Annotated in this window: 22 protein-coding genes; 17 read left to right on the top strand and 5 right to left on the bottom strand. The window is 66.1% G+C overall.

The features are described 5' to 3' along the window. The first annotated feature begins 22 nt into the window (after positions 1-22). From fliS to AC1DT6_RS15400, 4 genes are read left to right on the top strand one after another with little or no spacing between them, the layout of a single operon-like run. Positions 23-451 carry a flagellar export chaperone FliS gene (gene fliS, locus AC1DT6_RS15415; protein WP_441636478.1) on the top strand — a complete coding sequence of 143 codons (429 nt, stop codon included), beginning with the start codon at positions 23-25 and terminating at the stop codon, positions 449-451. Position 452: 1 nt separating this feature from the next. Further along, on the top strand, positions 453-788 hold the full coding sequence (locus tag AC1DT6_RS15410) for a flagellar protein FliT (RefSeq protein ID WP_441636480.1): 336 nt from the start codon (positions 453-455) through the stop codon (positions 786-788). A 57-nt stretch (positions 789-845) separates the two neighbouring features. Continuing rightward, on the top strand, positions 846-2,180 hold the full coding sequence (fliK, locus tag AC1DT6_RS15405; RefSeq protein WP_441636482.1) for a flagellar hook-length control protein FliK: 1,335 nt from the start codon (positions 846-848) through the stop codon (positions 2,178-2,180). Between the two features lie 8 nt (positions 2,181-2,188). Next, positions 2,189-2,503 (top strand): EscU/YscU/HrcU family type III secretion system export apparatus switch protein, encoded by a 315-nt coding sequence (locus tag AC1DT6_RS15400; protein WP_441636491.1) that lies wholly within the window; start codon positions 2,189-2,191, stop codon positions 2,501-2,503. Positions 2,504-2,690: 187 nt separating this feature from the next. On the opposite strand, the gene fliE is transcribed toward AC1DT6_RS15400, so the two are convergent. Next, positions 2,691-3,014: a flagellar hook-basal body complex protein FliE gene (fliE, locus tag AC1DT6_RS15395; protein WP_441636484.1), complete on the bottom strand. Its 324-nt coding sequence runs from the start codon at positions 3,012-3,014 to the stop codon at positions 2,691-2,693. 510 nt (positions 3,015-3,524) lie between these two features. On the opposite strand from fliE, the gene fliF reads away from it, so the two are divergent. From fliF to alkB, 7 genes are all read left to right on the top strand, one after another. Continuing rightward, positions 3,525-5,240, top strand: coding sequence for a flagellar basal-body MS-ring/collar protein FliF (gene fliF, locus AC1DT6_RS15390; RefSeq protein ID WP_441636485.1), 1,716 nt, complete (start codon positions 3,525-3,527; stop codon positions 5,238-5,240). Further along, positions 5,230-6,222, top strand: a complete 993-nt coding sequence (gene fliG / locus AC1DT6_RS15385; protein ID WP_441636487.1) for a flagellar motor switch protein FliG — start codon at positions 5,230-5,232, stop codon at positions 6,220-6,222. The genes fliF and fliG overlap by 11 nt, the downstream gene beginning before the upstream one ends. Continuing rightward, positions 6,209-7,054 (top strand): flagellar assembly protein FliH, encoded by an 846-nt coding sequence (gene fliH, locus AC1DT6_RS15380; RefSeq protein ID WP_477111312.1) that lies wholly within the window; start codon positions 6,209-6,211, stop codon positions 7,052-7,054. Before fliG ends, fliH begins: the two co-directional genes overlap by 14 nt. Continuing rightward, positions 7,047-8,546 carry a flagellar protein export ATPase FliI gene (gene fliI, locus AC1DT6_RS15375; protein ID WP_477111311.1) on the top strand — a complete coding sequence of 500 codons (1,500 nt, stop codon included), beginning with the start codon at positions 7,047-7,049 and terminating at the stop codon, positions 8,544-8,546. Before fliH ends, fliI begins: the two co-directional genes overlap by 8 nt. Next, the gene (fliJ, locus tag AC1DT6_RS15370; protein WP_441637677.1) at positions 8,539-8,994 is read left to right on the top strand and encodes a flagellar export protein FliJ; all 456 of its coding nucleotides are present in this window, start codon (positions 8,539-8,541) and stop codon (positions 8,992-8,994) included. The genes fliI and fliJ overlap by 8 nt, the downstream gene beginning before the upstream one ends. Positions 8,995-9,190: 196 nt before the next feature. After that, positions 9,191-10,363 (top strand): flagellar hook-length control protein FliK, encoded by a 1,173-nt coding sequence (locus AC1DT6_RS15365; protein WP_477114761.1) that lies wholly within the window; start codon positions 9,191-9,193, stop codon positions 10,361-10,363. Positions 10,364-10,481: 118 nt separating this feature from the next. Then, entirely contained in the window at positions 10,482-11,135 is a 654-nt protein-coding gene (alkB, locus tag AC1DT6_RS15360) for a DNA oxidative demethylase AlkB (protein WP_441636212.1), read from the top strand. A gap of 24 nt (positions 11,136-11,159) precedes the next feature. Here the strand turns inward: alkB and AC1DT6_RS15355 are convergent, their stop codons facing one another. From AC1DT6_RS15355 to AC1DT6_RS15340, 4 genes are all read right to left on the bottom strand, one after another. Beyond that, entirely contained in the window at positions 11,160-12,449 is a 1,290-nt protein-coding gene (locus AC1DT6_RS15355) for a DUF1444 domain-containing protein (protein WP_441636214.1), read from the bottom strand. Positions 12,450-12,524: 75 nt separating this feature from the next. Next, positions 12,525-12,968 (bottom strand): thioesterase family protein, encoded by a 444-nt coding sequence (locus AC1DT6_RS15350; protein ID WP_441636216.1) that lies wholly within the window; start codon positions 12,966-12,968, stop codon positions 12,525-12,527. Between the two features lie 987 nt (positions 12,969-13,955). Beyond that, positions 13,956-16,541 carry a bifunctional aconitate hydratase 2/2-methylisocitrate dehydratase gene (gene acnB, locus AC1DT6_RS15345; protein WP_477102818.1) on the bottom strand — a complete coding sequence of 862 codons (2,586 nt, stop codon included), beginning with the start codon at positions 16,539-16,541 and terminating at the stop codon, positions 13,956-13,958. Between the two features lie 170 nt (positions 16,542-16,711). Further along, the gene (locus AC1DT6_RS15340; protein WP_441636220.1) at positions 16,712-17,623 is read right to left on the bottom strand and encodes a LysR family transcriptional regulator; all 912 of its coding nucleotides are present in this window, start codon (positions 17,621-17,623) and stop codon (positions 16,712-16,714) included. A gap of 218 nt (positions 17,624-17,841) precedes the next feature. Between AC1DT6_RS15340 and catA the strand changes: the two genes are divergently transcribed. From catA to fliL, 6 genes are all read left to right on the top strand, one after another. Then, positions 17,842-18,756, top strand: a complete 915-nt coding sequence (gene catA / locus AC1DT6_RS15335) for a catechol 1,2-dioxygenase (RefSeq protein ID WP_441636221.1) — start codon at positions 17,842-17,844, stop codon at positions 18,754-18,756. A 119-nt stretch (positions 18,757-18,875) separates the two neighbouring features. After that, complete coding sequence (gene benA, locus AC1DT6_RS15330) at positions 18,876-20,273, top strand: benzoate 1,2-dioxygenase large subunit (protein WP_441636223.1); 1,398 nt, start codon at positions 18,876-18,878, stop codon at positions 20,271-20,273. Further along, the gene (benB, locus tag AC1DT6_RS15325; protein WP_441636225.1) at positions 20,270-20,770 is read left to right on the top strand and encodes a benzoate 1,2-dioxygenase small subunit; all 501 of its coding nucleotides are present in this window, start codon (positions 20,270-20,272) and stop codon (positions 20,768-20,770) included. Before benA ends, benB begins: the two co-directional genes overlap by 4 nt. Positions 20,771-20,795: 25 nt before the next feature. After that, complete coding sequence (gene benC / locus AC1DT6_RS15320; RefSeq protein WP_441636227.1) at positions 20,796-21,815, top strand: benzoate 1,2-dioxygenase electron transfer component BenC; 1,020 nt, start codon at positions 20,796-20,798, stop codon at positions 21,813-21,815. Between the two features lie 43 nt (positions 21,816-21,858). After that, positions 21,859-22,644 carry a 1,6-dihydroxycyclohexa-2,4-diene-1-carboxylate dehydrogenase gene (locus tag AC1DT6_RS15315; RefSeq protein WP_441636229.1) on the top strand — a complete coding sequence of 262 codons (786 nt, stop codon included), beginning with the start codon at positions 21,859-21,861 and terminating at the stop codon, positions 22,642-22,644. Between the two features lie 962 nt (positions 22,645-23,606). Then, entirely contained in the window at positions 23,607-24,092 is a 486-nt protein-coding gene (gene fliL / locus AC1DT6_RS15310; protein WP_441636233.1) for a flagellar basal body-associated protein FliL, read from the top strand. Positions 24,093-24,165: the final 73 nt, after the last annotated feature.

Genomic DNA, 24,165 nt, shown 5'->3' with positions numbered 1-24,165 from the left:
CCGAACGTGGGAATCGATCGCCATGTATGCTCGTCACGCCATTAATGCCTATGCCCAAGTCGGTGTCCAGACTGGCGTCATGGACGCCAGCCCCCAGAAGCTGATCGCGATGCTCTACGATGGCGCCCGCACCGCCATTGCCCAGGCGAAGTTCCATATGGCTGCCAGCGATGTGTCGGCCAAGGGCAACGCCATCACCAGGGCCATCAACATCATTGACAACGGCCTGAACGCCGCGCTCGATCACGAGCAAGGCGGTGAGATTTCGGCAGGCCTTGAACAGCTCTATGACTACATGACGCGGCGCCTGTTGCTGGCCAACCTGCGCAACGATCCCGCCCTGCTGACTGAAGTGGACGGCTTGCTCGGGAACCTGGCTTCCGCCTGGTCCGAGATGAGCAACGCCCCCGATGGCGCTACCCCACACCTGTCGCTTGTTACGGAGCGCTGAGATGACCGCATTGAGCCCGATCCTGCATTGCTACCGGGAACTGGAATTGCTTGCCGAGCAGATGCTTGAGCTGGCACGTGCCGGGAACTGGACTGCAATGGCCGAACTGCAGCAGGTCTACACCGTCCAGGTGGATCAACTCCGCCGCATGGACCACAGCGTGCCCATTTCGGATCGCGAACGGATGGACCGGTATCAGCGGCTGGAGCGCATCCTTGGCTACGACGCTGCCATCCGCAACCTGTTGACGCCGGAGATGAACAGGCTGGGCGCGCTGCTGGGCAATGCGCGCCGCCAGCAGGATCTGCATCACGCCTACGGCAGCGTTGCCGCCTGAGGCAACGCTGCGCGACCCGCACGCCAGAAACGCTCAGAACGCTAAAGGCTGATTGCCATGACCGGCATCCCCATCTCGCCGGACCCGGCAGCCCTCCTGCGCGGCGCAGACCCGCAAGGGCTGCGCAATGCGCTCTCGGTCTCCAAGCTGGAGGCCCTGCTGCCCACCGGCAAGATTGCCCCTGGCGAAAGCCAGACCGCCGGCGGCGGCACGATTCAAGGCCGCGGCGTCGATGCGCTGCAGTCGGATACGGCCGCAGCCGGGCGAAGCGCTCAGACCGGCTCGACGCGCGAAACGCTCAGTTTTGCCGCACGCACCATTCTCGACCTGCTTGACCGTACCGACGCGCAGCCCGCACGGGCCGCGGCCCCAATGCTGCCGTCGCCCGCCGGCGCACCGAATCCGGCCACAGTGCGCGCCGCCCTGGCCGGACTGGTCCAGCACAGCGGCCTCTTCTACGAAAGCCACCTGGCCGAGTGGGTCAGCGGAAACCGTCCTCTGGCCGACGTGCTGAAGGCACCCCAGGCTGCTTTCAATCAACCGAGGCCGGGCGAGCCGCCCCTGGCCGGCAATCCCGCCCCGCAGCAGCCCGTCCAGGCACAGCCGGTGTTGCTGCTGCCGGCGCCGGCGGCTTACACCGCGAGCACGGCGCAACTGGCCGGGGCCACGTTGCCCAACCCTGCGGGAGCAGTTCCAGCAGAGGCCGCGGTTACGGAAGACACCGGGGGCAACCCGGTTCCAGTCAGGCATGGCGCGGCGCACAGCAACGGCACACCGGACAACTCGCCGCCAGCCAGCCTTGCCATTCCGCCGCACGCGCGCGAAGCTGCCCGGATTGCCACGCTGGCAAACCACGCCGCCCAGGCCTACCAGGCGGCGGCCCAGGATGCGAGTGACAGCGGCCGCAGCCATCGTGCCGAGACGCATAGTGTTATGCGCGCCTTCGATAGCAGCGAGGCCGCCAACCACGCGAGCAACAACCCGCAGTCCAGTCCCGTGGTGCACCCCGGCACCGAGGGCACCGTACGCCAGCAGCTGGAGCTGCTGGCCAGCCAGCAGTTCCGCTGGGTTGGCGAAGCCTGGCCGGGCACGCCCATGGACTGGGAAATCCGCCGTGGCGATAAAGACGAAAGCAGTGGCGCGCAGGCTGGCCAGGCCGCCTGGTCGACATGCCTGCTGCTCACCCTGCCATCCCTGGGCACGGTGGAAGCGCGCCTGTGGCTAAACGGCACCGGCCTGGAAGCGCGCGTGGTCACACCGGACTCCGGCGTCGCCAGCCGCCTTAACGACGCGCGCAGCGAACTATCCAGCAATATGTCGGCCAATGGACTCGTATTGATGCGGCTGAACGTGGAGACCGGCGTGCCGGCGAAGCCGGGAAGCGGAGCATGAGCAACGATATGCCGGCCGAACCGGGAAGCACCAACACCTACAGCAGCAATAGCGATGGCAACCCGCAACGCGGCGCCGCGATTGCCCTATCCTACGCGGCCGACGATTCGGCGCCGCGCGTGGTGGCCAAGGGCTACGGCGTGGTGGCGGAGTCCATCATTGCGCGCGCACGCGAATCTGGCGTCTACGTGCACGACTCGCCGGCACTCGTCAGCTTGCTGATGCAAGTCGATCTCGATTCCCATATTCCGCCACAGCTTTATGTCGCCGTAGCGGAACTGCTGGCCTGGCTGTACAGGCTGGAACGAGGAGAGGCCGCCTGAGCGGTGGCCGTTGGCAAGCTCTGGTGCTCCTCCTTAGCATCGCCATTTGCTTCTCATCACCAAAGCAAAAAGGCGGACCGCGCCGGATCTGTATCCGGCTGGTCCGCCTTTCAATTTGCCTGGCGCCGCCACGCCGCCCGTGGGCAGCATGGCAACAGGCGCGCAATAGCGCGCGCCCGACGCTTGCTCAGACAGTCATATTCATCATTTCCTGATAAGCCGCCGTCAACCGGTTCCTTACCTGCACCCCAGTCTGGAACGACACATTGGCCTTCTGCATATCGATCATCACGTCGTTGAGCGAAACGCCGGGCTTGCCCAGTTCAAACGCCTCGGCCTGGCCGTAGGCATGCTCCTGCACGCTGCTGATGCGTGCCAGCGAGCGCTGCAGTTCACCGGCGAAGCTGCCCGGCGAGGCGGCGAACGCAGCGTGGCTTTCCTGCCCGGTGGCGCTCTGGGCCAGCCCGCGCAATTGCTGCAACATGCCGTCGATAGAAGAGATGGTAGTCATGGCGATCCGCTTGGAACCCGCCCCGCCCTGGCCAGCCGAAGCCCGCCCCGGGGGAAACCGGTTCGAAAATGAGTCATTAAGGGTTGCGCCGGGCACCCGCCCGGGCCGCTGCCGGCAAACCTGGCGCCATGCGCCGCCTATGCCACAAATACCGCATCCGCACGCGCCGCCTGTGCCAGCCCCCGAAGCGTACTCGCGGCGCCGTCTGGGCCATTGCGGGAATTCGGGTGGAAAACGAGGCCTATTCGCCGGATTGTCGGCAGCCGCCTTGGATGATGATCGATACCGTGCCGAATCTGGGATGCCGCTGTCTTTACGCGCCCTGTCCGGACCCGAATCTCATCAACTATCGCGGGGAGTACGCGTGTTTTGTCAGCAGCGTGATCTTAGCCATGCCGAAGCCAGGGTTAGCCAGGCATGCCGGGGTGGACAGGGCAGCCAGAGCGGCGCCCGCCATCCGGCCCAGCCGGTCCTGGCCCATGCCGGCCCGGCCATGACGGGGACGCGCGCATGAACGCCGTGACAGCCCTGTCGAACAAATCCGAGCTGTTCGCGCGTCTAAAGACCAATCCGCGCCTGCCCCTGATGCTGGGTGGCGCGGCTCTTGCCGCGGCCATCGCGGTCGGGGTGCTGTGGTCGCGTGCGCCGGACTACAAGGTGCTCTACAGCAACCTGTCCGAGCGGGACGGCGGTGCCGTCATCGCCTCCCTGCAGCAAATGAACGTGCCGTACAAGTTCGCCGAAGGCGGCGGTGCGGTGATGGTGCCCTCCGAGAAAGTCCACGAGACCCGGCTGCGCCTGGCTTCGCAAGGCCTGCCCAAGAGCGGCACCACCGGCATGGAGCTGATGGATACGCAGAAGTTCGGCATCAGCCAGTTTGCCGAGCAAGTCAACTATCAGCGCGGCCTGGAGGGCGAGCTGGCCCGCTCGATCGAGTCGATCGCCGCGGTGCAGTCGGCGCGCGTGCACCTGGCCATTCCCAAGCCCACGCTGTTCGTGCGCGATCGCCAGAAGCCGACCGCTTCGGTGGTGCTGCAGCTCTATCCGGGCCGTGCCATCGACGACGGCCAGGTGGCCGCGATCGGCCACCTGGTCTCGTCCAGCGTGCCGGAACTCACGCCGAAGTCGATCTCCATCGTCGACCAGCACGGCAACCTGCTGTCGGGCAGCGGCACCAACGAGCGCATGCTCGATGCCGGCCAGATCAAGTACGTGCAGGCGCTGGAGCGCAACTACGCGCAGCGTGTGGAAGCCATCCTGGCGCCGATCCTCGGCCAGGACAATGTGAAGGCGCAAGTCACCGCCGACGTGGATTTCTCCATCGTCGAGCACACCGACGAGTCCTTCAAGCCTAACCAGGACCCCACCCGCGCCGCCATCCGCAGCCAGCAGTCCAGCGAATCGAGCCAGCAAGGCGCGGCGCCGGTCGGCGGCGTGCCGGGCGCGCTGTCCAACCAGCCGCCCGCGCCGGCCACGGCACCGATCGCCACGGCCCAGCCGCCGCGGCCGGGGCAGCCGAACCAGCCAGGACAGCAGCCGGGACAGCAAGGCCAGCAGGCTCAGCCCGGCCAGGCCCAGGCCGGCGCCACCGCCACGGCCCAGACCGGCCCAAGCAGCAGCCGCCACGACGCCACCACCAACTACGAACTCGACCGCACCGTGCGCCATGTGCAGCAAGCACCGGGCGGCGTGAAGCGCCTGTCGGTGGCGGTGGTGGTGAACTACCGCCAGAAGGCCGGCGCCAACGGCAAGATCGTGTCCGAAGCCCTGCCCGCCGCGCAGCTTGCCCAGATCGAGAACCTGACCAAGGAAGCGATGGGCTTCTCGGCCGACCGGGGCGACTCGCTCAACGTGGTCAACAGCCCGTTCACCGCGGATACCGACATCAAGCCGGAACTGCCGCTGTGGAAGCAGCCCGAGATGATCGCGCTGGCCAAGACCGGTGCGGGTTACCTGCTGCTGGCCCTGCTGGCGCTGTTCGTGTGGTTCAAGGTGGCACGCCCGGTGCTGCGCAAGTACACCGCGCCGCCGCTGCCGCCGCCACAGGAAAAAACCGACAGCAACGAAGCCATCTTGCTGCCGCCTGAAGAGCCGGCCAATCCGGAAGTCCTGCGGCTCGCCGCTAAATATGAAAGCGATCTCGCCCTGGTGCGTGACGCCGCGCAACGCGACCCGCGCCTGGTTGCCAGTGTGATCAAGAACTGGATGTCAAGCGATGACCGATGAAGGATTGCAGAAGAGCGCCATCCTGATGATGTCGCTCGGTGAAGATGCCGCAGCGGAAGTATTCAAGCACCTCGGCCCGCGCGAGGTGCAGAGCCTGGGCGCGGCGATGGCCACGCTCAACTCGGTGACGCGCGAGCAGATGTCCTCGGTGCTGGCCGAGTTCCGCGCGGAAACCGAACAGTACCTCGCGCTCAACGTCGATTCGAGCGCCTTTATCCGCAGCGTGCTGAACAAGGCGCTGGGCGAGGAACGCGCGCTGTCGGTGATCGAGGACATCCTCGAATCGCGCGACCCGGGCGCCGGCATCGATTCGCTGAACTGGATGGATTCCACCTCGGTGGCCGAACTGATCCGCGACGAACACCCGCAGATCATCGCCACCATCCTGATCCACCTGGACCGGCAGAAGTCGTCCGAGATCGTCGGCATGTTCACCGAGCGCCTGCGCCAGGACGTGATCCTGCGGATCGCCACCTTCGGCGGTGTGCAGCCGGGGGCGCTGCAGGAGCTGACCGACGTGCTGACCAAGCTGCTGGCGGGCCAGAGCCTCAAGCGCAGCCGCATGGGCGGCGTACGCACGGCAGCCGAGATCATCAACCTGATGAGCACGGCCCACGAAGAAGCGGTGATGGAAGGCGTGCGCCTGCACGACGCCGACCTCGCGCAGAAGATCATCGACGAAATGTTCCTGTTCGAGAACCTGCTCGAAGTGGACGACCGCGGCATCCAGCGGGTGCTCAAGGAAGTGGCCACGGAATCGCTCATCGTCGCGCTCAAGGGCGCGCCGGTGGAACTGCGCGACAAGTTCATCCGCAATATGTCGACCCGCGCCGGCGAAATGCTGCGCGAAGACCTCGAAGCGCTGGGCCCGGTACGGGTCTCGCAGGTCGAGGCCGAACAGAAGAACATCCTCCAGGTGGTAAGACGCCTGGCCGAAGCCGGCGAAGTTGTAATCGGTGGTGGCGACGATGCCTACGTCTGAACGTGCCCTGCGCCAGTTCCGCGACCTTGCCGCGGACAGCGACTACGTCGAAACACGCGGCGACCAGCGCGGCAACGCCGGCGGGCGCCGCGGCGCGGGCAACCGCGCCACGCCACGGGAGACCGGCTTCGAGTGCTTTGCCGCGCCGGCGGACCGCAGCGAGCAAAAGAACGGCTGGCAGCGCTGGCAGATGGTGTCGCTGGATCCACGCAAGGCCGAGCCGGAGCCGACCGAGTTCCTGCCCTTCGAGCCGGCGCCGCCGCCGATCGACTTTGCCGCGCTCGACGCCATGCGCGAAGGCGCGCGCAAGGAAGGCTACGCCCAGGGCTATACCCAGGGCCAGACCCAGGGCTACGGCGACGGCCACCGCGAAGGTTATGCGCGCGGCCTCGAAGGCGCCCGCAGCGAAGCCTCCCACCTGCAACAACTCGCCGCGACCTTCAGCCACGCGCTTGGACGCGTGGACGAAGAAGTGGCCCAGACCCTGATCGCCCTGGCGCTGGATGTGGCGCGCCATCTCGTGCAGCAGGCCGTGCTGGCGGATCCCGCCATCTTGTTGCCCGCGGTGCGCGAACTGCTGGCGGCCGAGCCGGCGCTGTCGGGCTCGCCCTGCCTGCTGCTCAATCCGGACGACGTCGCGCTGGTGGAAACCCACCTGGCCGGCGAGCTGCAAGCCGCCGGCTGGAGCGTGCGCGCCGACCCGGCGGTGGCGCGCGGCGGCTGCGTGGCGAGCGCCGCCAGCGGCGAGCTCGATGCCACGCTGTCCACGCGCTGGAGCCGCGTGGTCAAGGCGCTTGGGCGCGACGACCCGTGGGAGCCGCCCCATGCCTGATAGCGCGGCCCGTAAGGACTTCACTACGGACTTCACTGCGGACTTCACCGCGGACTTCACCGCTGCCGGCGTGCCGGGCCTGCATGGCCAGCGCTGGCGCGACGCGCTCACCGCGGCCTCGGCCGGCATTGCCGAGATCGACAGCAAGCGCAGTTGCGGCCGCCTCACCCGCGCCGCCGGCCTGGTGCTGGAAGCCGTGGGCCTGCGCCTGCCGGTGGGCAGCGACTGCCTGATCGAACTGCCCGGCGGCCAGATGTCCGGCAAGCCCTCCGGCCCGCGCCTGGCCGAGGCGGAAGTGGTCGGCTTCGGCGCCGACCGGCTTTACCTGATGCCGCAGTCCGACGTGGTGGGCCTGGTGCCCGGCGCGCGCGTCTATCCGCTCGAACCCACGCCATTGCCCAGCGGCGACACCACCCCGCGCGAACCGGGCTCGAAACGCCTGCCCGTGGGTGAAGGCCTGCTCGGGCGCGTGCTCGATGCGGCCGGGCGTCCGCTGGACGGGCTAGGCCCCATCACCGCGGCCACCGAGGTCACGCTTGGCGGCACGCAGATCAACCCGCTGTCGCGCGCGCCCATCGAAACCGTGCTGGACGTGGGCGTACGCGCCATCAACGGCATGCTTACCGTGGGCCGCGGGCAGCGCATGGGCTTGTTCGCCGGCTCCGGTGTGGGCAAGAGCGTGTTGCTGGGCATGATGGCGCGCTACACCAGCGCCGAAGTGATCGTGGTCGGCCTGATCGGCGAGCGCGGCCGCGAAGTGAAAGACTTCATCGAGAACATCCTGGGACCGGAGGGGCGCGCGCGCTCCGTGGTGGTGGCCGCGCCGGCCGACACCTCGCCGCTGCTGCGCATGCAGGGCGCCTCCTATGCCACGCGCCTGGCCGAGTATTTCCGCGACCAGGGCCGCCATGTGCTGCTGATCATGGACTCGCTCACGCGCTATGCCATGGCCCAGCGCGAGATCGCGCTGGCCATCGGAGAGCCGCCCGCCACCAAGGGCTATCCGCCCTCGGTGTTCGCCAAGCTGCCCACCCTGGTGGAGCGCACCGGCAACGGCCCCGAAGGCGGCGGCTCGATCACCGCCTTCTACACGGTGCTGACCGAGGGCGATGACCAGCAGGACCCGATCGCGGATTCCGCGCGCGCCATTCTCGACGGCCATATCGTGCTGTCGCGCAGCCTGGCGGAATCCGGCCACTACCCTGCCATCGACGTGGAGGCCTCGATCAGCCGTGCCATGACGGCGCTGATCGAGCCGCCGCAGTTTGCCTCGGTGCGGCGCTTCAAGCAACTGATGTCGCGCTACCAGCGCAACCGCGACCTGATCAGCGTGGGCGCCTATGTGCCGGGCAACGATCCGGAACTGGATCTCGCCATCCACCTGCATCCGCAGATGGAAGCATTCCTTCAGCAGGACATCCACGAGCGCGCCGGCTACGGCGACTCGATCGGCCAGTTGCATAGTCTCTTCCAACGGAGTGAACATGGCTAAGCCATCTGCATTGAATACCTTGGCCGACCTGGCCCAGAACGATACGGATGCCGCCGCGCGCGAGCTGGGCCGGCTGCAAGGCCTGCGCAACCAGGCGGAGCAGCAACTGGCCGCGCTCACCCAGTACCGGCAGGAATACCGCGAGCGCATGCAGGCCATCGCGCAAGACGGCATGACCTCCACGCGCTGGCAGGACTTTGCGCAGTTCCTGGCCTCGCTCGATACCGCCATTCGCCAGCAGACGGAATCGCTGGCCAGGGCCGAGGCGCAGTTGCTCGCCGGGCGCGCCAACTGGCAGCAGCACAAACGCCGCCAGAACTCATTCGACACCCTGATTACCCGCGCGGAGACGCGCGAACACCTAGCCGGCACGCGTCGCGAACAACGCGACACCGACGAATACGCCGCCCGCGCGGCCCGCCTGCAAGTCGCGGGCCGCCACCGCTAAGCCGCCCAGCAAGACCGAATCCCAACATGATCGATATCAGCCAGATTGTCAGCAATGCCGCCAGCACGGCGGCCTCCTCGCGCAACGCCAACAACGCCGGCGGCGCCGATGCGAAGCCGCAGGGGTTCGGCGATGCGCTGGCGCGCGCCCGCAGCGAGGACCGCACCAGCAGCAACCAGAGCGCCGGCAGCAATCAATGCGCCGACAGTGCCCCTGCCCGCGCCGGGCGGCGGACCCCGCCGCCACTTCCGCCGCCGCTGCGCTTGCCGCCCTGCTGGCGCCACAAGCGGCCCAGCCTGCCACGCCGGCAGCCAACGGCGCGCAAACTGCCGCGGCCGGACTGCCTGGCACGGCTGCCCTGGCCACCCAGGCCGGCCTGAAGGACCTGAAGGCCCCCGCCCTGGCCACTACCGCAACCACCACGCCCGACGCCGCCGCACCGGCAAGCTCGGCGGCAGCCGATACGCTGGCCACCATCGCCTCCCAGCGCGCCGCGCTGCAGCCCGCGCCGCAAACCCCGGCCAGCACCCAGGCCGCGGCCACGGACAAGCCGGCTGCCACGCCGGCCGGCGACGCTGCCAAGGCCAGCCCGGACCTGGCCGCCAGCCTCGCGGCTGCAATGGCGGGCCAGCAAGCCGGCAAGGGACAGTCCGGCGCCGGGCAGCAGGACACCGCCGGCCAGCCGTACAAGGCCCAGCTCCAGCTTGGTGAAGCCAGCAAGGACAGCAAGCCTCAGGTTGCCGCCACCGCCGCGCCAGCCAACCCGATGCAACTGGCCGCAGCCACGCGCGCCGCCGAGCCGGCCAGCACGGAAGCCGCGCCCGCCGGCGTGACCGCCACGCCGATGATGGCCGCCAGCACCATGGCCGCGAGCCAGGCGCCCACCACCGGCGGCCTGCCGCCAGCCACCTCGCTGCCGATCGCCCCGCCGGTAGGCGACGGCCAGTGGCCGCAAGCGCTCGGCCAGCAGATGGTGCGCCTGTCGACCCAGGGCAACCACACCGCCGAGTTGCAGCTCAACCCGCCCGATCTCGGCCCGCTCAAGGTCGTGCTCAACGTCGTCAACGACCAGGCCCAGGCCCAGTTCGTCTCGCCCCACGCGGCCGTGCGTGCCGCCGTCGAAGCAGCGCTGCCGCAGTTGCGCACCGCGCTGGCGGACAACGGCATCCAGCTTGGCCAGACCTCGGTCGGCGCCGACAGCTTTGCCGGCCAGGCCGGCAACGGTCAGCAGCAACAGCAACGCCAGCCCGGCAGCCCGCAAAGCGGCTTCGGCACGCTGGCAGGCGCCACCACGGCGCCTGTCAATGCCGGCCCCGCCGCGCCGGTGGCACGCACCCTCGCGCGCGGCGAGGTCGACACCTTCGCCTGACCGGACGCGAGCGACGGGGGCTGCGGCGCCTATGCCGCAACCCCCGCAGCAGCCACGCGCGTTCGCGCTTACCATGTCGTTTTAGCGCAGGGCTGCAGCGCCCGCCCGCCAGAACGCCATGACCTTTGACCTGTTCGATTCCCTGCCGCAAGACGCACCCCATGCCGAGCCGATCGTGCCCGGCGCGGTGGTATTGCGCGGCTTCGCGCGCGAGCATGACCAGAACCTGCTGGACGCCGTGCGCGGCATTGCCGCGCAAGCGCCATGGCGCCACCTCATCACGCCGGGCGGCCTGCGCATGTCGGTGGCCATGACCAACTGCGGCCCGTTTGGCTGGGTCTCGGATCTCACAGGCTACCGCTACGAAGCGGCCGATCCACTTAGCGGCCAGCCATGGCCGGCCATGCCGGCGGCGTTCCTGTCCCTGGCGCGCGAAGCCGCCGCCACTGCCGGCTTTGCGGATTTCGTGCCGGACGCCTGCCTGCTCAACCGTTACGCGCCCGGCACCCGCCTCTCCCTGCACCAGGACCGCGACGAGCTCGACCTGCGCGCGCCGATCGTCTCGGTTTCGCTCGGCCTGCCCGCCATATTCCTGTTCGGCGGCCTGCGGCGCGCCGAGCGCCCGCTACGCGTGCGGCTGGCGCATGGCGACGTGGTGGTTTGGGGCGGCCCAGCGCGCCTGGCGTTCCATGGCATCGCGCCGCTGGCGGACGGCGACCACGCGCTGCTGGGGCGCGAGCGGATCAACCTGACCTTCCGCAAGACACGCTAGCGGGCGACGCGGCGCCAGTCCCCGTCAGCCCACTTCATCGAGCAGCGCCAGGCGGCTTTCGTCGGGGAAGGCCCGTACGCGGTACCTGACGGGATAAAGCGCTTCTTCCTCGACCAGATCGCCAAGCAGCGCCAGCGCCTGCTGCCATGCCACCACCCGCGTCTTCCCCGGGGCATCGTCGGCATCGGGCCACACCAGGGCGATGCGGTCCGTGCGCGGCAGCGAGGTGTCCACGCCGCAGGTCCAGGTGGCGACCGAAAACGAGGCCACGGGATCGTCCTGCTGGCCGTAGAGCAGGTAACTCGCCAGGAACACACCGGCGCCGGCGTGCTCGTTCAGGCGATCGATGGCAGCCTTCTGCGTGTCGTATTCTTCCTTTTGGTACAGCCGCTTGAGGTGGGCAAGATGCCGTGCCGCCTGCGCGCCGGCCGGCACGAAATGCGACACGTCCGGGCCAGACGGCACGGCGTGCGCCGCGTGCCAGGCGTCTCCGGGCCCGTAGCGGAACATGGCAGGCGAGATCGTGCGGCCCTGCCGCGAAGCCTGCAGGCTCAGCTCCACCATGTGCAACTGCCCCGCTTCGTCCTGGTCGCCGGTCACCAGCAGTACCTCGCGGGTGGGCAACATGAACACCGGGCGGCCGCGCACCGGCACCCGCTGCAGCACATCCGGCAGCAGCGCGCGGCTGGCCTCGTAGCCATCGCTCCAGGCGCCCTGGTACACGCCCTGGGCCACCTGCACGAAGGCCTCGGCGGTGTGGTCGCGCAGGTTGTCGGCCGCGATCCGCAGCGCCTGGTCCAGGCTCAGTTGCCAGGAGGCGGAGGGGCCGTTCAACAGGGTCGAGGTGGTTTCCGGGTAGTCCACCGCCAAGAGGATCACGCAATCGTCGCCGAAGGGCAGGCAGGCGGACTGGAAGCTCGAGGCATCGCCCTCGGTGCGCATGTGATGCAGCCGGATTTCATCGATCAGCGAGCGGCTGCGGATCAGCGGGCGGAGCATGGGGCCGGCCTCCGACAGCAAGGCTGGCGTAGCCTGGCCGCTGGAGCACAAGGTCGCCACGAAGCTGTGCAGCGCCTTGTCGCGCTGTGCGCCGCGCGTCTCGCAATACGCCCGGTAGGCATTGTGGAGGTTGAAAAAGGCATTGCGCCCGTGCTCCAGCCGGAACTCGTCCGCGTTGAATTCCAGGCGGCCCTCGAAACCCTGGCGCCTGGCCGCGGCAATGAAATACGCCGCGAAACGGTCCGGCGGCGGCTTGCGCAGGAAGAGCGAATCGAAGAAACCCATGACGATGGCGTGGCGCGGATAGCATTGCACACACCTTACCCCATGTCGCGCGTGTGCCGCGCGGCCGGCACGCCCGGCTATGCGGCCTGCCGCGCTAACCCGGCCTCAGTCGACCCAGTTGACCTTGGCAAATTTCCGCGAGAACGCTTCCGGCATCGGCACCACCTTCTTGATCTGGTAGTTGAAAAAGACAAAACCGGACTTGGCCATCGCCACCAGCGCCTGGTCATGCGGGCGCGTGATGCGGAAAGCGATGTCGCCACCGTATCGATTGAAATCCATCACCCCGACTTCGAACAGCAACTGGTCGCGGGCGTGCGCCTCGTTGCGGTAGGTAGTGGCGAGGTCGCTGACGATGATGCCGACGCCGTCGCCCTGGGTTTCCTGGATGCCGAACTCGAAGAGGAAACGGGCGCGTGCCTCGGAGATCATCGAGATCATCGAGTCGTTGCCGAGGTGGTTGGCTGAGTTTATATCGGTGACGCGCACCGTGAGGTGGGTGGAGTAGCAGTATTGGTCTTCGGGGAATTCGAGTTTTAGGCGGGCCATGATGCTAAGGGGGGATTTAGGTGAGGTTTTATCCGCATTATGTGCGATTGTTCAGGTTGGTGCAGTGTTAATGGTTTGGCGCTGGCTGTTGGGAATTATGTGTTTTGGATTCTTGGAATAGGTGGTGAATCGGTGGAGTTTTAATGTTATTTGGTTTTTTTGGGGCGGTGTTGGTCGTTGAACCCAAAGGAATACGACATCCCCCTGCGGGGGACGCCGGTCACTCTTCTTTGCTTCGGCAAAGAAGACTAACGAGAAGAAAGCCGACCCTGCCGGGGGCAGAGCAATCAGGCTATTTCGCGTTGTTGGTTTCGTCGTGCGGCCAGCAGTTCTGCTAGCTTCTGCCGCTACCAGCTTGCAGGGTCACGAATCTGCCAATTTCCGGGATTCGTGGTGCGGCCCCCGGTAGCGGAATCCTTGCCCATTCGGCCATCTGCCGTTACCAGCGCGAAGCACCACGACACATCGCCTGCCAATGGTTTCGTGGTGGGGCGGGCGCGGTGGTGAAGACCTCGGGCATATCACCCGGTGCCACCGCGCCCACGACGGAACCGGTGCGCCTGCAACTTCGTGGGCGGCCACTACGCGAGCGACAGACGGCTTGAAGCAAGTGATGTCTGCTACCGGGGGTCGCACCACGAATCCCGGAAGCTGGCAGATTCGTGGTCAGTCAAGCCGGTACCGGCAGAAGCCCGCCGGCACTCCGGGCCGCACGACGAAACCATCGATATCCGAAAGCCTTATTGCTCTGCCCCCGGCAGGGTCGGCTTTCTTCTCGTTAGTCTTCTTTGCCGAAGCAAAGAAGAGTGACCGGCGTCCCCCGCAGGGGGATGTCGTATTCCTTTGGGTGCAACGGCCAACACCGCCCCCAAAAAAACCAAATGCCCTCAAAAAAGGAGCACCCCGCCATGAACACCGCCAATAAACCATAAAAGAAAGGCCCCGCAAGGGGCCTTCCAAAACGTACCTATCGAAAACCAGTACCGCTTACAGCGTCACCGTATCCGCCACATCCTTAAAGTCTTCGATCTGATCGAAGTTCATGTACTTGTAGATCTTGTCGCCATTGGCATTCAGCACACCCATATCCGACATGTACTCTTCCTTCGTCGGAATACGCCCCAGACGCGAGCAGATCGCCGCCAGCTCAGCCGAACCCAGATACACATTGGTATTCTTGCCAAGACGATTCGGGAAGTTACGCGTGCTGGTCGACATCACCGTAGCGCCTTCGCGCACCTGTGCCTGGTTACCCATGCACAGCGAGCAACCCGGCATTTCCGTACGGGCGCCTGCCGTACCGAACACGCCGTAGTGGCCTTCTTCGGTCAGTTGCTTGGCATCCATCTTGGTCGGCGGTGCAACCCACAGCTTGACCGGGATATCGCGCTTGCCTTCGAGCAGCTTGGAAGCCGCCCGGAAGTGGCCGATGTTGGTCATGCACGAACCGATGAAGACTTCGTCGATCTTGGCGCCTGCCACTTCCGACAGGGTCTTGACATCATCCGGGTCGTTCGGGCAAGCCAAGATGGGCTCATGCACGTCGGCCAGGTCGATCTCGATCACCGCGGCGTATTCGGCGTCGGCATCCGGCTCCAGCAGTTTCGGATCGGCCAGCCAGGCTTCCATGGCCTGGATACGGCGCGACAGGCTGCGCGGGTCCTGGTAGCCCTCGGCGATCATCCACTTCAGCAGCGTGATGTTGCTGTTGATGTATTCGATGATCGGTTCCTTGTTCAGGCGCACCGAGCAACCGGCAGCCGAACGTTCGGCGGACGCGTCGGAGAGTTCGAATGCTTGCTCGACCTTCAGGTCGGGCAGGCCTTCGATTTCCAGGACACGGCCCGAGAAGATGTTCTTCTTGCCTTGCTTGGCCACGGTCAGCAGGCCCGACTTGATCGCGTACAGCGGAATCGCGTTGACCAGGTCGCGCAGCGTGACGCCCGGCTGCATCTTGCCCTTGAAGCGCACCAGCACGGATTCCGGCATGTCCAGCGGCATCACGCCAGTGGCAGCCGCGAAAGCCACCAGGCCCGAACCTGCGGGGAAGCTGATGCCGATCGGGAAACGGGTGTGCGAGTCGCCGCCGGTGCCGACGGTGTCCGGCAGCAGCATGCGGTTCAGCCACGAGTGGATCACGCCGTCGCCCGGGCGCAGCGAAATGCCGCCACGGGTGCTGATGAACTGCGGCAGCGTGTGGTGGGTCTTGACGTCGACCGGCTTCGGATAGGCGGCGGTGTGGCAGAACGACTGCATCACCAGGTCGGCCGAGAAGCCCAGGCAAGCCAGGTCCTTCAGCTCGTCGCGCGTCATCGGGCCGGTGGTGTCCTGCGAGCCCACCGAAGTCATCTTCGGTTCGCAGTACGTGCCCGGGCGGATACCCTTGCCTTCTTCCAGGCCGCAGGCGCGGCCAACCATCTTCTGGGCCAGGGTGAATCCCTTGCCGGTGTCGGCCGGGTTGTGCGGCAGGCGGAACAGCGTGGACGGAGCCAGGCCGAGCGCTTCGCGGGCCTTGGCGGTCAGGCCACGGCCGACGATCAGGGGAATACGGCCGCCGGCGCGCACTTCGTCGAACAGCACGTCGGATTTCACGGTGAATTCAGCGACGACCGCGCCGTTCTTCAGGGCCTTGCCGTCATAGGGACGCAGCTCGATCACGTCGCCCATTTCCATGCTGGACACGTCCAGCTCGATCGGCAGCGCGCCGGCGTCTTCCATGGTGTTGTAGAAGATCGGGGCAATCTTGCTGCCCAGGCACACGCCGCCGAAGCGCTTGTTCGGCACGAAGGGGATGTCTTCGCCGGTGAACCACAGCACCGAGTTGGTGGCGGACTTGCGCGAGGAGCCGGTACCGACCACGTCACCCACGTAGGCGACCAGATTGCCCTTTTCCTTCAGCGATTCGATGAACTTGACCGGGCCGCGCTTGCCGTCTTCTTCCGGGGTGATGCCGGGGCGCGCGTTCTTCAGCATGGCCAGCGCGTGCAGCGGGATGTCCGGGCGGGTGGTGGCGTCCGGGGCCGGCGACAGATCGTCGGTGTTGGTTTCGCCGGTGACCTTGAACACGGTCACGGTCAGGCTTTGCGGCACTTCCGGACGGCTGGTGAACCACTCGGCGTCGGCCCAGCTTTGCAGCACGGCCTTGGCGTTGGCGTTGCCCTTGTCGGCCTTTTCCTTGACGTCATGGAAGGCGTCGAACATCAGCAGCGTCTTCTTGAGCGCTTCGGCGGCAACGGTGCCGATCTCGGCATCGTCCAGCAGTTCGATCAGCGGGGAGATGTTGTAGCCGCCCAGCATGGTGCCCAGCAGCTCGGCTGCCTTGGCACGCGAAATCAGCGGGCAGGCTTCCTTGCCCAGTGCGACGGCGGCCAGGTACGAGGCCTTGACCTTGGCGGCGTCGTCCACGCCGGCCGGCACGCGGTGCGTGATCAGGTCGACCAGGACCTGCTCTTCACCCGCAGGGGGCGCTTTCAGCAATTCGATCAGTTCCGCAGTCTGCTTGGCGGTCAGCGGCAGAGGGGGAATGCCGAGCGCGGCGCGTTCGGCAACATGGGCGCGATAGTTTTCAAGCATGGGAACCTGCGGAGTAATAGGGTTGCAAAAACCGGTTGTGCCGCGATTTTAAATGGAAGTGCGTTTTAGGTCAAACGTCTTATATCTTATATAAGAGTTGACAAGGTAAAACCCAATAAAATCAAGCCCCTCCCCATCCAGGCAGCAACCTCTGCGCATTGGATCTGTTCCTAGCCCGGCGGCAGGAAATCCAGCCTCTCCTCTTCGTACAGCCGGTAGATCATGTCGAGCATGGCGCTGATCTCCTCGGTCTCATCGAGGCTGCGCGTGCTCATGATGATAGGCGACACCAGGTTGGGATCGTCCAGCTCCTTGTAGCTGATGTCGTCCCGCTTGAGGCCGTGCACGCTGCTCGGGACGATCGAAATACCCTCCCCCGCCGCCACCAGCCCCAATGCGATCTGCAGTTCGCGCGCCTCATGGATGCGCCCCGGCTGCAGGGCGCGGTCATGGAATGCCGCCAGCACCTGGTCGGCATAGCTGGGACGGGGCGCCTTGGGAAAGATGATCAGGGTCTCGCCCAGCAGGTCGTGCAGCGAGAGTACCGGCCTGACCAGCGAGAGCGGATGCCCGACCGGCAGCGCCACGATCATGCGCTCCTCGCGCAGCACAACCCGGCGCACATTCGGGTCCTCGTGCCGTATGCGGCCAAACCCCACGTCGATGGTGCCCTGCTTGAGCGCCGCGATCTGGTCCATGGTGGTCATCTCATGCAGGCTGAGTTCAATCTCCGGGTGCTCAGTCCTGAAGCGCCGGATGATCTTGGGCAGCATGCCGTACAGCGTCGAGCCGACAAAGCCGACCGACATCTTCCGCTCGATCTGCCCCACCCGCCGGGTCATCGACTCCAGTTCCGCGGCCTGCGCCAGCAACTGCAGGGCATGCGCGTAGAAAAAGCGCCCGGCCTCGGTCAGCCTGAGCGGCCGCGCGTTGCGCTCGAACAGTTGCACCCCCAACCCCTCTTCCAGCTGCTGGATCTGCCGGCTCAGCGGCGGCTGCGCGATATGCAGCCGCTCGGCAGCGCGAGTGAAGTTGAGTTCCTCCGCGACGGCGACAAAGTAACGTAAGTGACGCAAGTCCAAAGCCATACCTTTTAAGTATTCAGCCAATACTAAAACAGTGTTGGACCACCAAATTCAGCGCTCCTATTCTTCGCACCAGGCCGTGACAATGATTTTTTATACCTTTTTGGCATTTTAGTTCGAATCACGCCGCCATGCCGGAAGCCAATGCAAGGCCACATGAATGGCGCCTTGCAAGACGGGCCCCACCCAGAAAACCAGAGACAAGGAGCAGACAAATGACTCACCCGGAAATCGAAGCGCTGGTGAAAGCGTTCATCGTCGACACCGCCAAGGGCAATGTCGACGCCCGCGTGCAAAGCGTGGTGGCCCGCCTGACCGCCGACCTGTTCAAGGCCATCGAGGACCTTGACCTGAGCGCCAGCGAAGTCTGGAAGGGCATCGAATATTTCGCCGAAGCCGGCCCGGAGCTTGGCCTGCTGGCCGCCGGCCTTGGCCTGGAGCGTTTCCTGGACATCCGCGCCGACGAAGCCGAGGCGAAGGCCGGCCTGAGCGGCGGCACACCGCGCACCATCGAGGGTCCCCTGTACGTGGCGGGCGCACCGGCCAGCGAAGGCTTCGCCCGGCTGGACGACGGCAGCGAGGACGGCAAGGGCGAGGTCCTGTTCATGCAGGGCACGGTGCATGACGCCAACGGCAAGCCGCTGCCCGGCGCCTCGGTGGAGGTCTGGCATGCCAACCTGCTTGGCAATTACTCGTTCTTCGACAAGACCCAGTCGGACTTCAACCTGCGCCGCACCATCGTGACCGACGGCGAGGGCCGCTACCAGTTCCGCAGCAACGTGCCGATGGGCTACGGCTGCCCGCCGCAAGGCACCACCCAGCGGCTGCTGGACCTGCTGGGCCGTCACGGACGCCGGCCTGCCCACATCCACTTCTTTGTCTCGGCCCCCGGCCATCGCAAGCTGACCACCCAGATCAATATCGACGGCGACGAATACCTGTGGGACGACTTCGCCTTCGCCAGCCGCGAGGGGCTGGTGCCGGCCGTCAGGCATATCGACGCCCCGGAGGAACTTGCCAAACGCGGCCTGGGCAAGCCGTTTGCCTCCATCGATTTCGACTTCCGCCTGTACGGCGAATGCGCCGCGGCGCCGGCGCCGGAAGTGGAGCGCAAGCGCGCCGCCGCGTAAGCCCCCCCCAAGACAGGAAAGACGTAGCCGGCGCACCTGCCGGCCGCCGCAGCCACATCAGGGCCGCCCTGAGGACACCTCACGGCCCGGCGCATCCGCACGGATGCAGGAGACAACTCATGATCCCCATTTACCCGGACAACAGCCCGACCCTGAAGCGGCTGGACGACTACCTGGTGGAAAACCGCGAAACCGGCGACTACCGCCTGCATCGCAGCGCCTTTACCGATGAAGCGCTGTTCGAACTCGAGATGAAGCACATCTTCGAGGGCAACTGGATCTACCTGGCGCACGAAAGCCAGATCCCCAACAACAACGACTACTACACGACCTACATCGGCCGCCAGCCGGTCGTGATCGCGCGCAACCGCCAGGGCGAACTCAACGCGCTGATCAACGCCTGCACCCATCGCGGCGCCATGCTGTGCCGCCACAAGCGCGGCAACAAGGCGACCTACACCTGCCCCTTCCACGGCTGGACCTTCAACAACAGCGGCAAGCTGCTCAAGGTCAAGGATCCGGAGGGCGCCGGCTACCCCGACTGCTTCAACAAGGAAGCCTCGCACGACCTGAAAAAGGTGGCCCGCTTTGAAAACTACCGTGGTTTCCTGTTCGGCAGYCTGAACCCGGATGTGGCGCCGCTCAAGGATTTCCTGGGCGAAGCCGCCAAGATCATCGACATGATCGTGGACCAGTCCGCCGACGGGCTCGAAGTGCTGCGCGGCGCCTCCACCTATACCTTCGAAGGCAACTGGAAGCTGCAGACCGAGAACGGCGCCGACGGCTACCACGTCTCCGCGGTGCACTGGAACTACGCCGCCACCACCAACCACCGCAAGCAGGAGAACGCCCGCGAGGACAAGATCCGCGCGATGGACGCAGGCAACTGGGGCCGGCAAGGCGGCGGCTTCTACGCCTTCGATCACGGCCATATGCTGCTGTGGTCGCGCTGGGCCAATCCCGAAGACCGGCCGAATTTCAGCCGGCGCGAGGAATTCGCCGAGCGCTGCGGCGCCGAGACGGCGGACTGGATGATCCAGAACTCGCGCAACCTGTGCCTGTACCCCAACGTCTACCTGATGGACCAGTTCGGCTCGCAGATCCGCGTGCTGCGTCCGCTTTCCGTCAACAAGACCGAAGTCACCATCTACTGCATCGCGCCCAAGGGCGAGGCCGACGAGGCGCGCGCGCGCCGCATCCGCCAGTACGAGGATTTCTTCAACGTCAGCGGCATGGCCACGCCCGACGACCTGGAAGAATTCCGCGCCTGCCAGCAAGGCTATGCCGGCAGCGCGCTGGAATGGAACGACATGTGCCGCGGCGCCACGCACTGGGTGGAAGGCGCCGATGAGGCCGCGCAGAAGATTGGCCTCAAGCCGTTGATGAGCGGCGTCAAGACCGAGGACGAAGGCCTGTACACGGTGCAGCACCGCTACTGGCTGGACGTCATGAAGAAGGCCACCGGGGCCGAAGCAAGCAAAAGCGGCAATGCCGGCAACGCAGGGAGCGAAGCATGACCACGACCGCCACGATCAGCCTCGCGGATATCCAGGCCTTCCTCTATCGGGAAAGCCGCTTGCTGGACGACGAACAATGGGATGAATGGCTGGCCTGCTATCACCCGGATGCTGCGTTCTGGATGCCATCCTGGGACGACGACGACACGCTGGTGACCGACCCCCAGCGCGAGATCTCGCTGATCTACTATCCGAACCGCCAGGGCCTGGAAGACCGCGTGTTCCGCATCAAGACCGAGCGCTCCAGCGCCACCATGCCGGACACGCGCACTAGCCACAACCTCAGCAACGTCGAGCTGGAGCGCCAGGAAGGCAGCGTCTGCACGGTGCGTTTCAACTGGCACACGCTGAGCCACCGCTACAAGACCAACTACAGCTACTTCGGCATGTCGCGCTACGTCATCGACTTTGCCGGCGAGCGGCCGCAGATCCTGGACAAGTACGTCGTGCTGAAAAACGACTACATCAACCAGGTCATCGACATCTATCACATCTGAGCGGACGCGCCGGAGGAATCACGCCATGGAATACAACATCGCTTTGCAGTTCGAAGACGGCGTCACCCGCTTCATCACCTGCGCCGCCAATGAAACCCTGTCCGACGCCGCCTACCGCCAGCAGATCAATATCCCGCTGGACTGTCGCGACGGCGCCTGCGGCACCTGCCGCGGCTTGTGCGAATCCGGCGAGTACGACCTGCCGGAGTCGAGCTATATCGAAGACGCGCTGACGCCCGAAGAAGCGGCCAAGGGCTACGTGCTGGCGTGCCAGACGCGCCCGCGCTCGGATTGCGTGATCAAGGTGCCGGCATCGTCGGCCGCCTGCAAGACGGGCGTAACCAGCTACCAGGGCAAGCTGGCGGCAGTGGACAAGTTGTCCGATTCCACCATCGGGTTCTCGATCGACCTCGGCGAGACCGCCGTGCCGGCCTTCCTGGCAGGGCAGTATGTGAACGTGGAAATCCCGGGCACCGGCCTGACCCGTTCGTACTCGTTCAGCTCCGCCCCCGGCGCCAGGCACGCTTCATTCGTGGTGCGCAACGTGCCCAACGGCCGCATGAGCGAGTTCCTGAGCAAGCAGGCGCAGCCCGGCCAGCCCATTTCCTTCGCCGGCCCCTATGGCAGCTTCTACCTGCGCGAAGTGACCCGCCCTGTGCTGTTCCTGGCAGGCGGCACCGGCATCGCGCCCTTCCTGTCCATGCTGGACGTGCTGGCCGAGAACGGCAGCCCGCATCCGGTCCGCCTGGTGTACGGCGTGACGCATGAGATCGACCTCGTGGCGCTGGAACAACTCGACGACGCAAAGCGCAGGCTCCCCGGCTTCGAGTACCGCACCTGCGTGCTCGACCCGGTCAGCAGCGATACCCGCCAGGGCTATGTGACGCAGCACGTGGAGCCGGACTGGCTCAACGGCGGGCGTGTCGACATCTATCTGTGCGGCCCGGTCGCCATGGTGGACGCGGTGCGCGGCTGGCTGCAGAACGGCGGCGTGACGCCGGCCAGCTTCCACTACGAGAAATTCTCGGCCAGCAACGCTGCCTGACCCACCTTCTCACGGAATACAAAATACGGATCACGGATACGCCATGAACACAAACGCGCGCTTCAGCGGAAAAACCGCCATCGTCACCGGTGCGGCACAAGGGATCGGACGCGGCGTGGCGCTCGCCGCGGCGGCCGAGGGCGGCAGCCTGGTACTGGTCGACCGCTCGCCACTGGTGCATGAGGTCGCCGCGGAAATCGCCGCGAATGGCGGCCGGGCGCTGGCGGTGGAGGCCGACCTGGAAACCTACGCCGGCGCCTGCCAGATGGCCAGCGCCGCGCTGCAGGCCTACGGCCGCATCGATATCCTCGTCAACAACGTGGGCGGCACCATCTGGGCCAGGCCCTTCCAGGAATATGAGGAAGGGCAGATCGAAGCCGAGATCCGCCGCTCGCTGTTCCCCACCCTTTGGTGCTGCCGCGCCGTGCTGCCCGCCATGATCGGGCGCCGGCAGGGGACGATCGTCAATATCTCGTCCATCGCCACGCGCAGCATCCACCGCGTGCCTTATGCGGCCGCGAAGGGGGGCGTCAACTCCCTGACCGCCAGCCTGGCCTTCGAGCATGCGCAGGACGGCATCCGCGTCAACGCGGTCGCCACCGGCGGCACCGAGGCGCCGCCGCGCAAAGTGCCGCGCAACACGGCGGAGCAGACCCCGCAGGAAGCCATCTGGTATCAGGGGATCGTTGACCAGACCATCGGCTCCAGCCTGATGCGCCGCTACGGCACCATCGACGAACAAGTACGCGCCATCCTGTTCCTTGCGTCCGACGAGGCCTCCTACATCACGGGCACGGTCCTGCCGGTAGGCGGCGGCGACCTGGGCTGAACGCGGCCAATATTGCACAGGAAACGGGCCCGGCACGGCGGATCGGCTACCGCCTGTGTCAGCATCCGCTGACACAGGCCAGCCCGCCACGGACACGGTTGTTGCCCTCCGTCGGACATCGTTTTCAGTCTTGGCCGATTTCGCCGCCAGGGCGCAAGAACCATACTGCAGGTATGAAAAACGTACCGGCCAGCCCCGGCCAAAAGGTCGCAGGTGGGTCGCAAGAACCGAAGGAGTGTGAAATGCAATCGGCCGCCACGTCGCTACGCGCCTTGGTCCACAAGTGGCTGGGGTCCACGGGCGACGCCATGATCACCCGCGTGCACCCGCCCGGCATATCGGGCGGGTGTGTGCGCGCGCAAGTCAACCGCCCCGCCGGCTCGCTCGCCATCTTCTTCTTCCGGCACCGGGACGGCGGCTGGTGCGTATTCCCGCCAGCCTGCCGAGGCTCCTGAGCGCCCCTCAGTCACACACACCGCTGCGGATCGGGGCGCCATGGGCTGCCCCGGCACGGTCAGCCACCCGCTGCGGCCGCTCAGCGCCGCAGCCGGCGCCCTGATTGCCATCGCGGCCGAGGAAATCCACCGGGCGCCTGGTCCCACCGATACCTGGCCACAGGAAAATCCCTTTCCAATCAATAGCCTGGCAGCATCCCCCACCCCGACGCACGGCGGAGCGGGCGGCGGATGACCGGCCGCGCCGGCTCGCCCAAGCGGCGGCGAACCGGCCGCCCGACCCCGGCGCCACCCGCTGTCCGGCCCCCAGTACGGGTTTTCCTTGAACATCCCGCTCAAGTTCCGTGTCCGCCATTCGTTAACCCCTGTAAGACCATCCGCATCGCTCGGATGACAAGACCTGCTCGGCTCAAAGGGCCAAGCTGAGCGGGTTTCACCCTTTTTTTCGGCCCTTTGCTTGCCCCTGATTCCCTCAAGAATGGCAGGGCATTCCGATACAGGCATCTCATGGCGAATACGCTCACTTCTTCCCAGGCTGACGGCAACACGAGCAAGCGCGGGCGACTGCTGCTGCTTCTCGGCGTCGTGCTCGTCGCTGCGCTGGGTGCCGGGGGCTTTTTTCTGGGCAACATCCTGAGCAACCGCCAACCGGCCGTGCCCGCCGCACCGGTTGTACCGCCGCCAATTTTTGTGCCGTTGGAAGCATTTACCGTCAATCTGAAGAGCGATGACGGCGACCGCTTCCTGCATACCGGTTTGTCGCTCAAGGTGGCGGACGCGCAGAACCAGGCGCGCATCACCGAATACCTGCCGGAAGTCCGCAGCCGCATCTTGCTGCTGCTGTCGGCCAAGCAGCCGCCAGACCTGGCGACGGTGGAAGGCAAGCGCAAGCTGGCCCAGGAAATCCAGAATGCCATCAGCCAGCCGTTCGCGCCCAACCTGCCCAAACAGCAGATCCTGGACGTCCTATTCACTTCCTTCGTGGTGCAGTAAGCGCTTTGCCCTGCCCCACCAGCAAATCCGATATGAATCCGTCCTTGTCCGCCTTGCACGTTTCACAGCGTGC

The organism is Cupriavidus sp. 01L45, assembly GCF_056399885.1.
This window is presented reverse-complemented; position numbering and strand designations above follow the sequence as displayed.

Excerpts from the sequence above, each read along its gene's own strand:
- fliS (WP_441636478.1), top strand. The coding sequence starts at position 23 with ATGTATGCTCGTCACGCCATTAATGCCTATGCCCAAGTCGGTGTCCAG.
- AC1DT6_RS15410 (WP_441636480.1), top strand. The coding sequence starts at position 453 with ATGACCGCATTGAGCCCGATCCTGCATTGCTACCGGGAACTGGAATTG.
- fliK (WP_441636482.1), top strand. The coding sequence starts at position 846 with ATGACCGGCATCCCCATCTCGCCGGACCCGGCAGCCCTCCTGCGCGGC.
- AC1DT6_RS15400 (WP_441636491.1), top strand. The coding sequence starts at position 2,189 with ATGCCGGCCGAACCGGGAAGCACCAACACCTACAGCAGCAATAGCGAT.
- fliE (WP_441636484.1), bottom strand. The coding sequence starts at position 3,014 with ATGACTACCATCTCTTCTATCGACGGCATGTTGCAGCAATTGCGCGGG.
- fliF (WP_441636485.1), top strand. The coding sequence starts at position 3,525 with ATGAACGCCGTGACAGCCCTGTCGAACAAATCCGAGCTGTTCGCGCGT.
- fliG (WP_441636487.1), top strand. The coding sequence starts at position 5,230 with ATGACCGATGAAGGATTGCAGAAGAGCGCCATCCTGATGATGTCGCTC.
- fliH (WP_477111312.1), top strand. The coding sequence starts at position 6,209 with ATGCCTACGTCTGAACGTGCCCTGCGCCAGTTCCGCGACCTTGCCGCG.
- fliI (WP_477111311.1), top strand. The coding sequence starts at position 7,047 with ATGCCTGATAGCGCGGCCCGTAAGGACTTCACTACGGACTTCACTGCG.
- fliJ (WP_441637677.1), top strand. The coding sequence starts at position 8,539 with ATGGCTAAGCCATCTGCATTGAATACCTTGGCCGACCTGGCCCAGAAC.
- AC1DT6_RS15365 (WP_477114761.1), top strand. The coding sequence starts at position 9,191 with ATGCGCCGACAGTGCCCCTGCCCGCGCCGGGCGGCGGACCCCGCCGCC.
- alkB (WP_441636212.1), top strand. The coding sequence starts at position 10,482 with ATGACCTTTGACCTGTTCGATTCCCTGCCGCAAGACGCACCCCATGCC.
- AC1DT6_RS15350 (WP_441636216.1), bottom strand. The coding sequence starts at position 12,968 with ATGGCCCGCCTAAAACTCGAATTCCCCGAAGACCAATACTGCTACTCC.
- acnB (WP_477102818.1), bottom strand. The coding sequence starts at position 16,541 with ATGCTTGAAAACTATCGCGCCCATGTTGCCGAACGCGCCGCGCTCGGC.
- catA (WP_441636221.1), top strand. The coding sequence starts at position 17,842 with ATGACTCACCCGGAAATCGAAGCGCTGGTGAAAGCGTTCATCGTCGAC.
- benB (WP_441636225.1), top strand. The coding sequence starts at position 20,270 with ATGACCACGACCGCCACGATCAGCCTCGCGGATATCCAGGCCTTCCTC.
- benC (WP_441636227.1), top strand. The coding sequence starts at position 20,796 with ATGGAATACAACATCGCTTTGCAGTTCGAAGACGGCGTCACCCGCTTC.
- AC1DT6_RS15315 (WP_441636229.1), top strand. The coding sequence starts at position 21,859 with ATGAACACAAACGCGCGCTTCAGCGGAAAAACCGCCATCGTCACCGGT.
- fliL (WP_441636233.1), top strand. The coding sequence starts at position 23,607 with ATGGCGAATACGCTCACTTCTTCCCAGGCTGACGGCAACACGAGCAAG.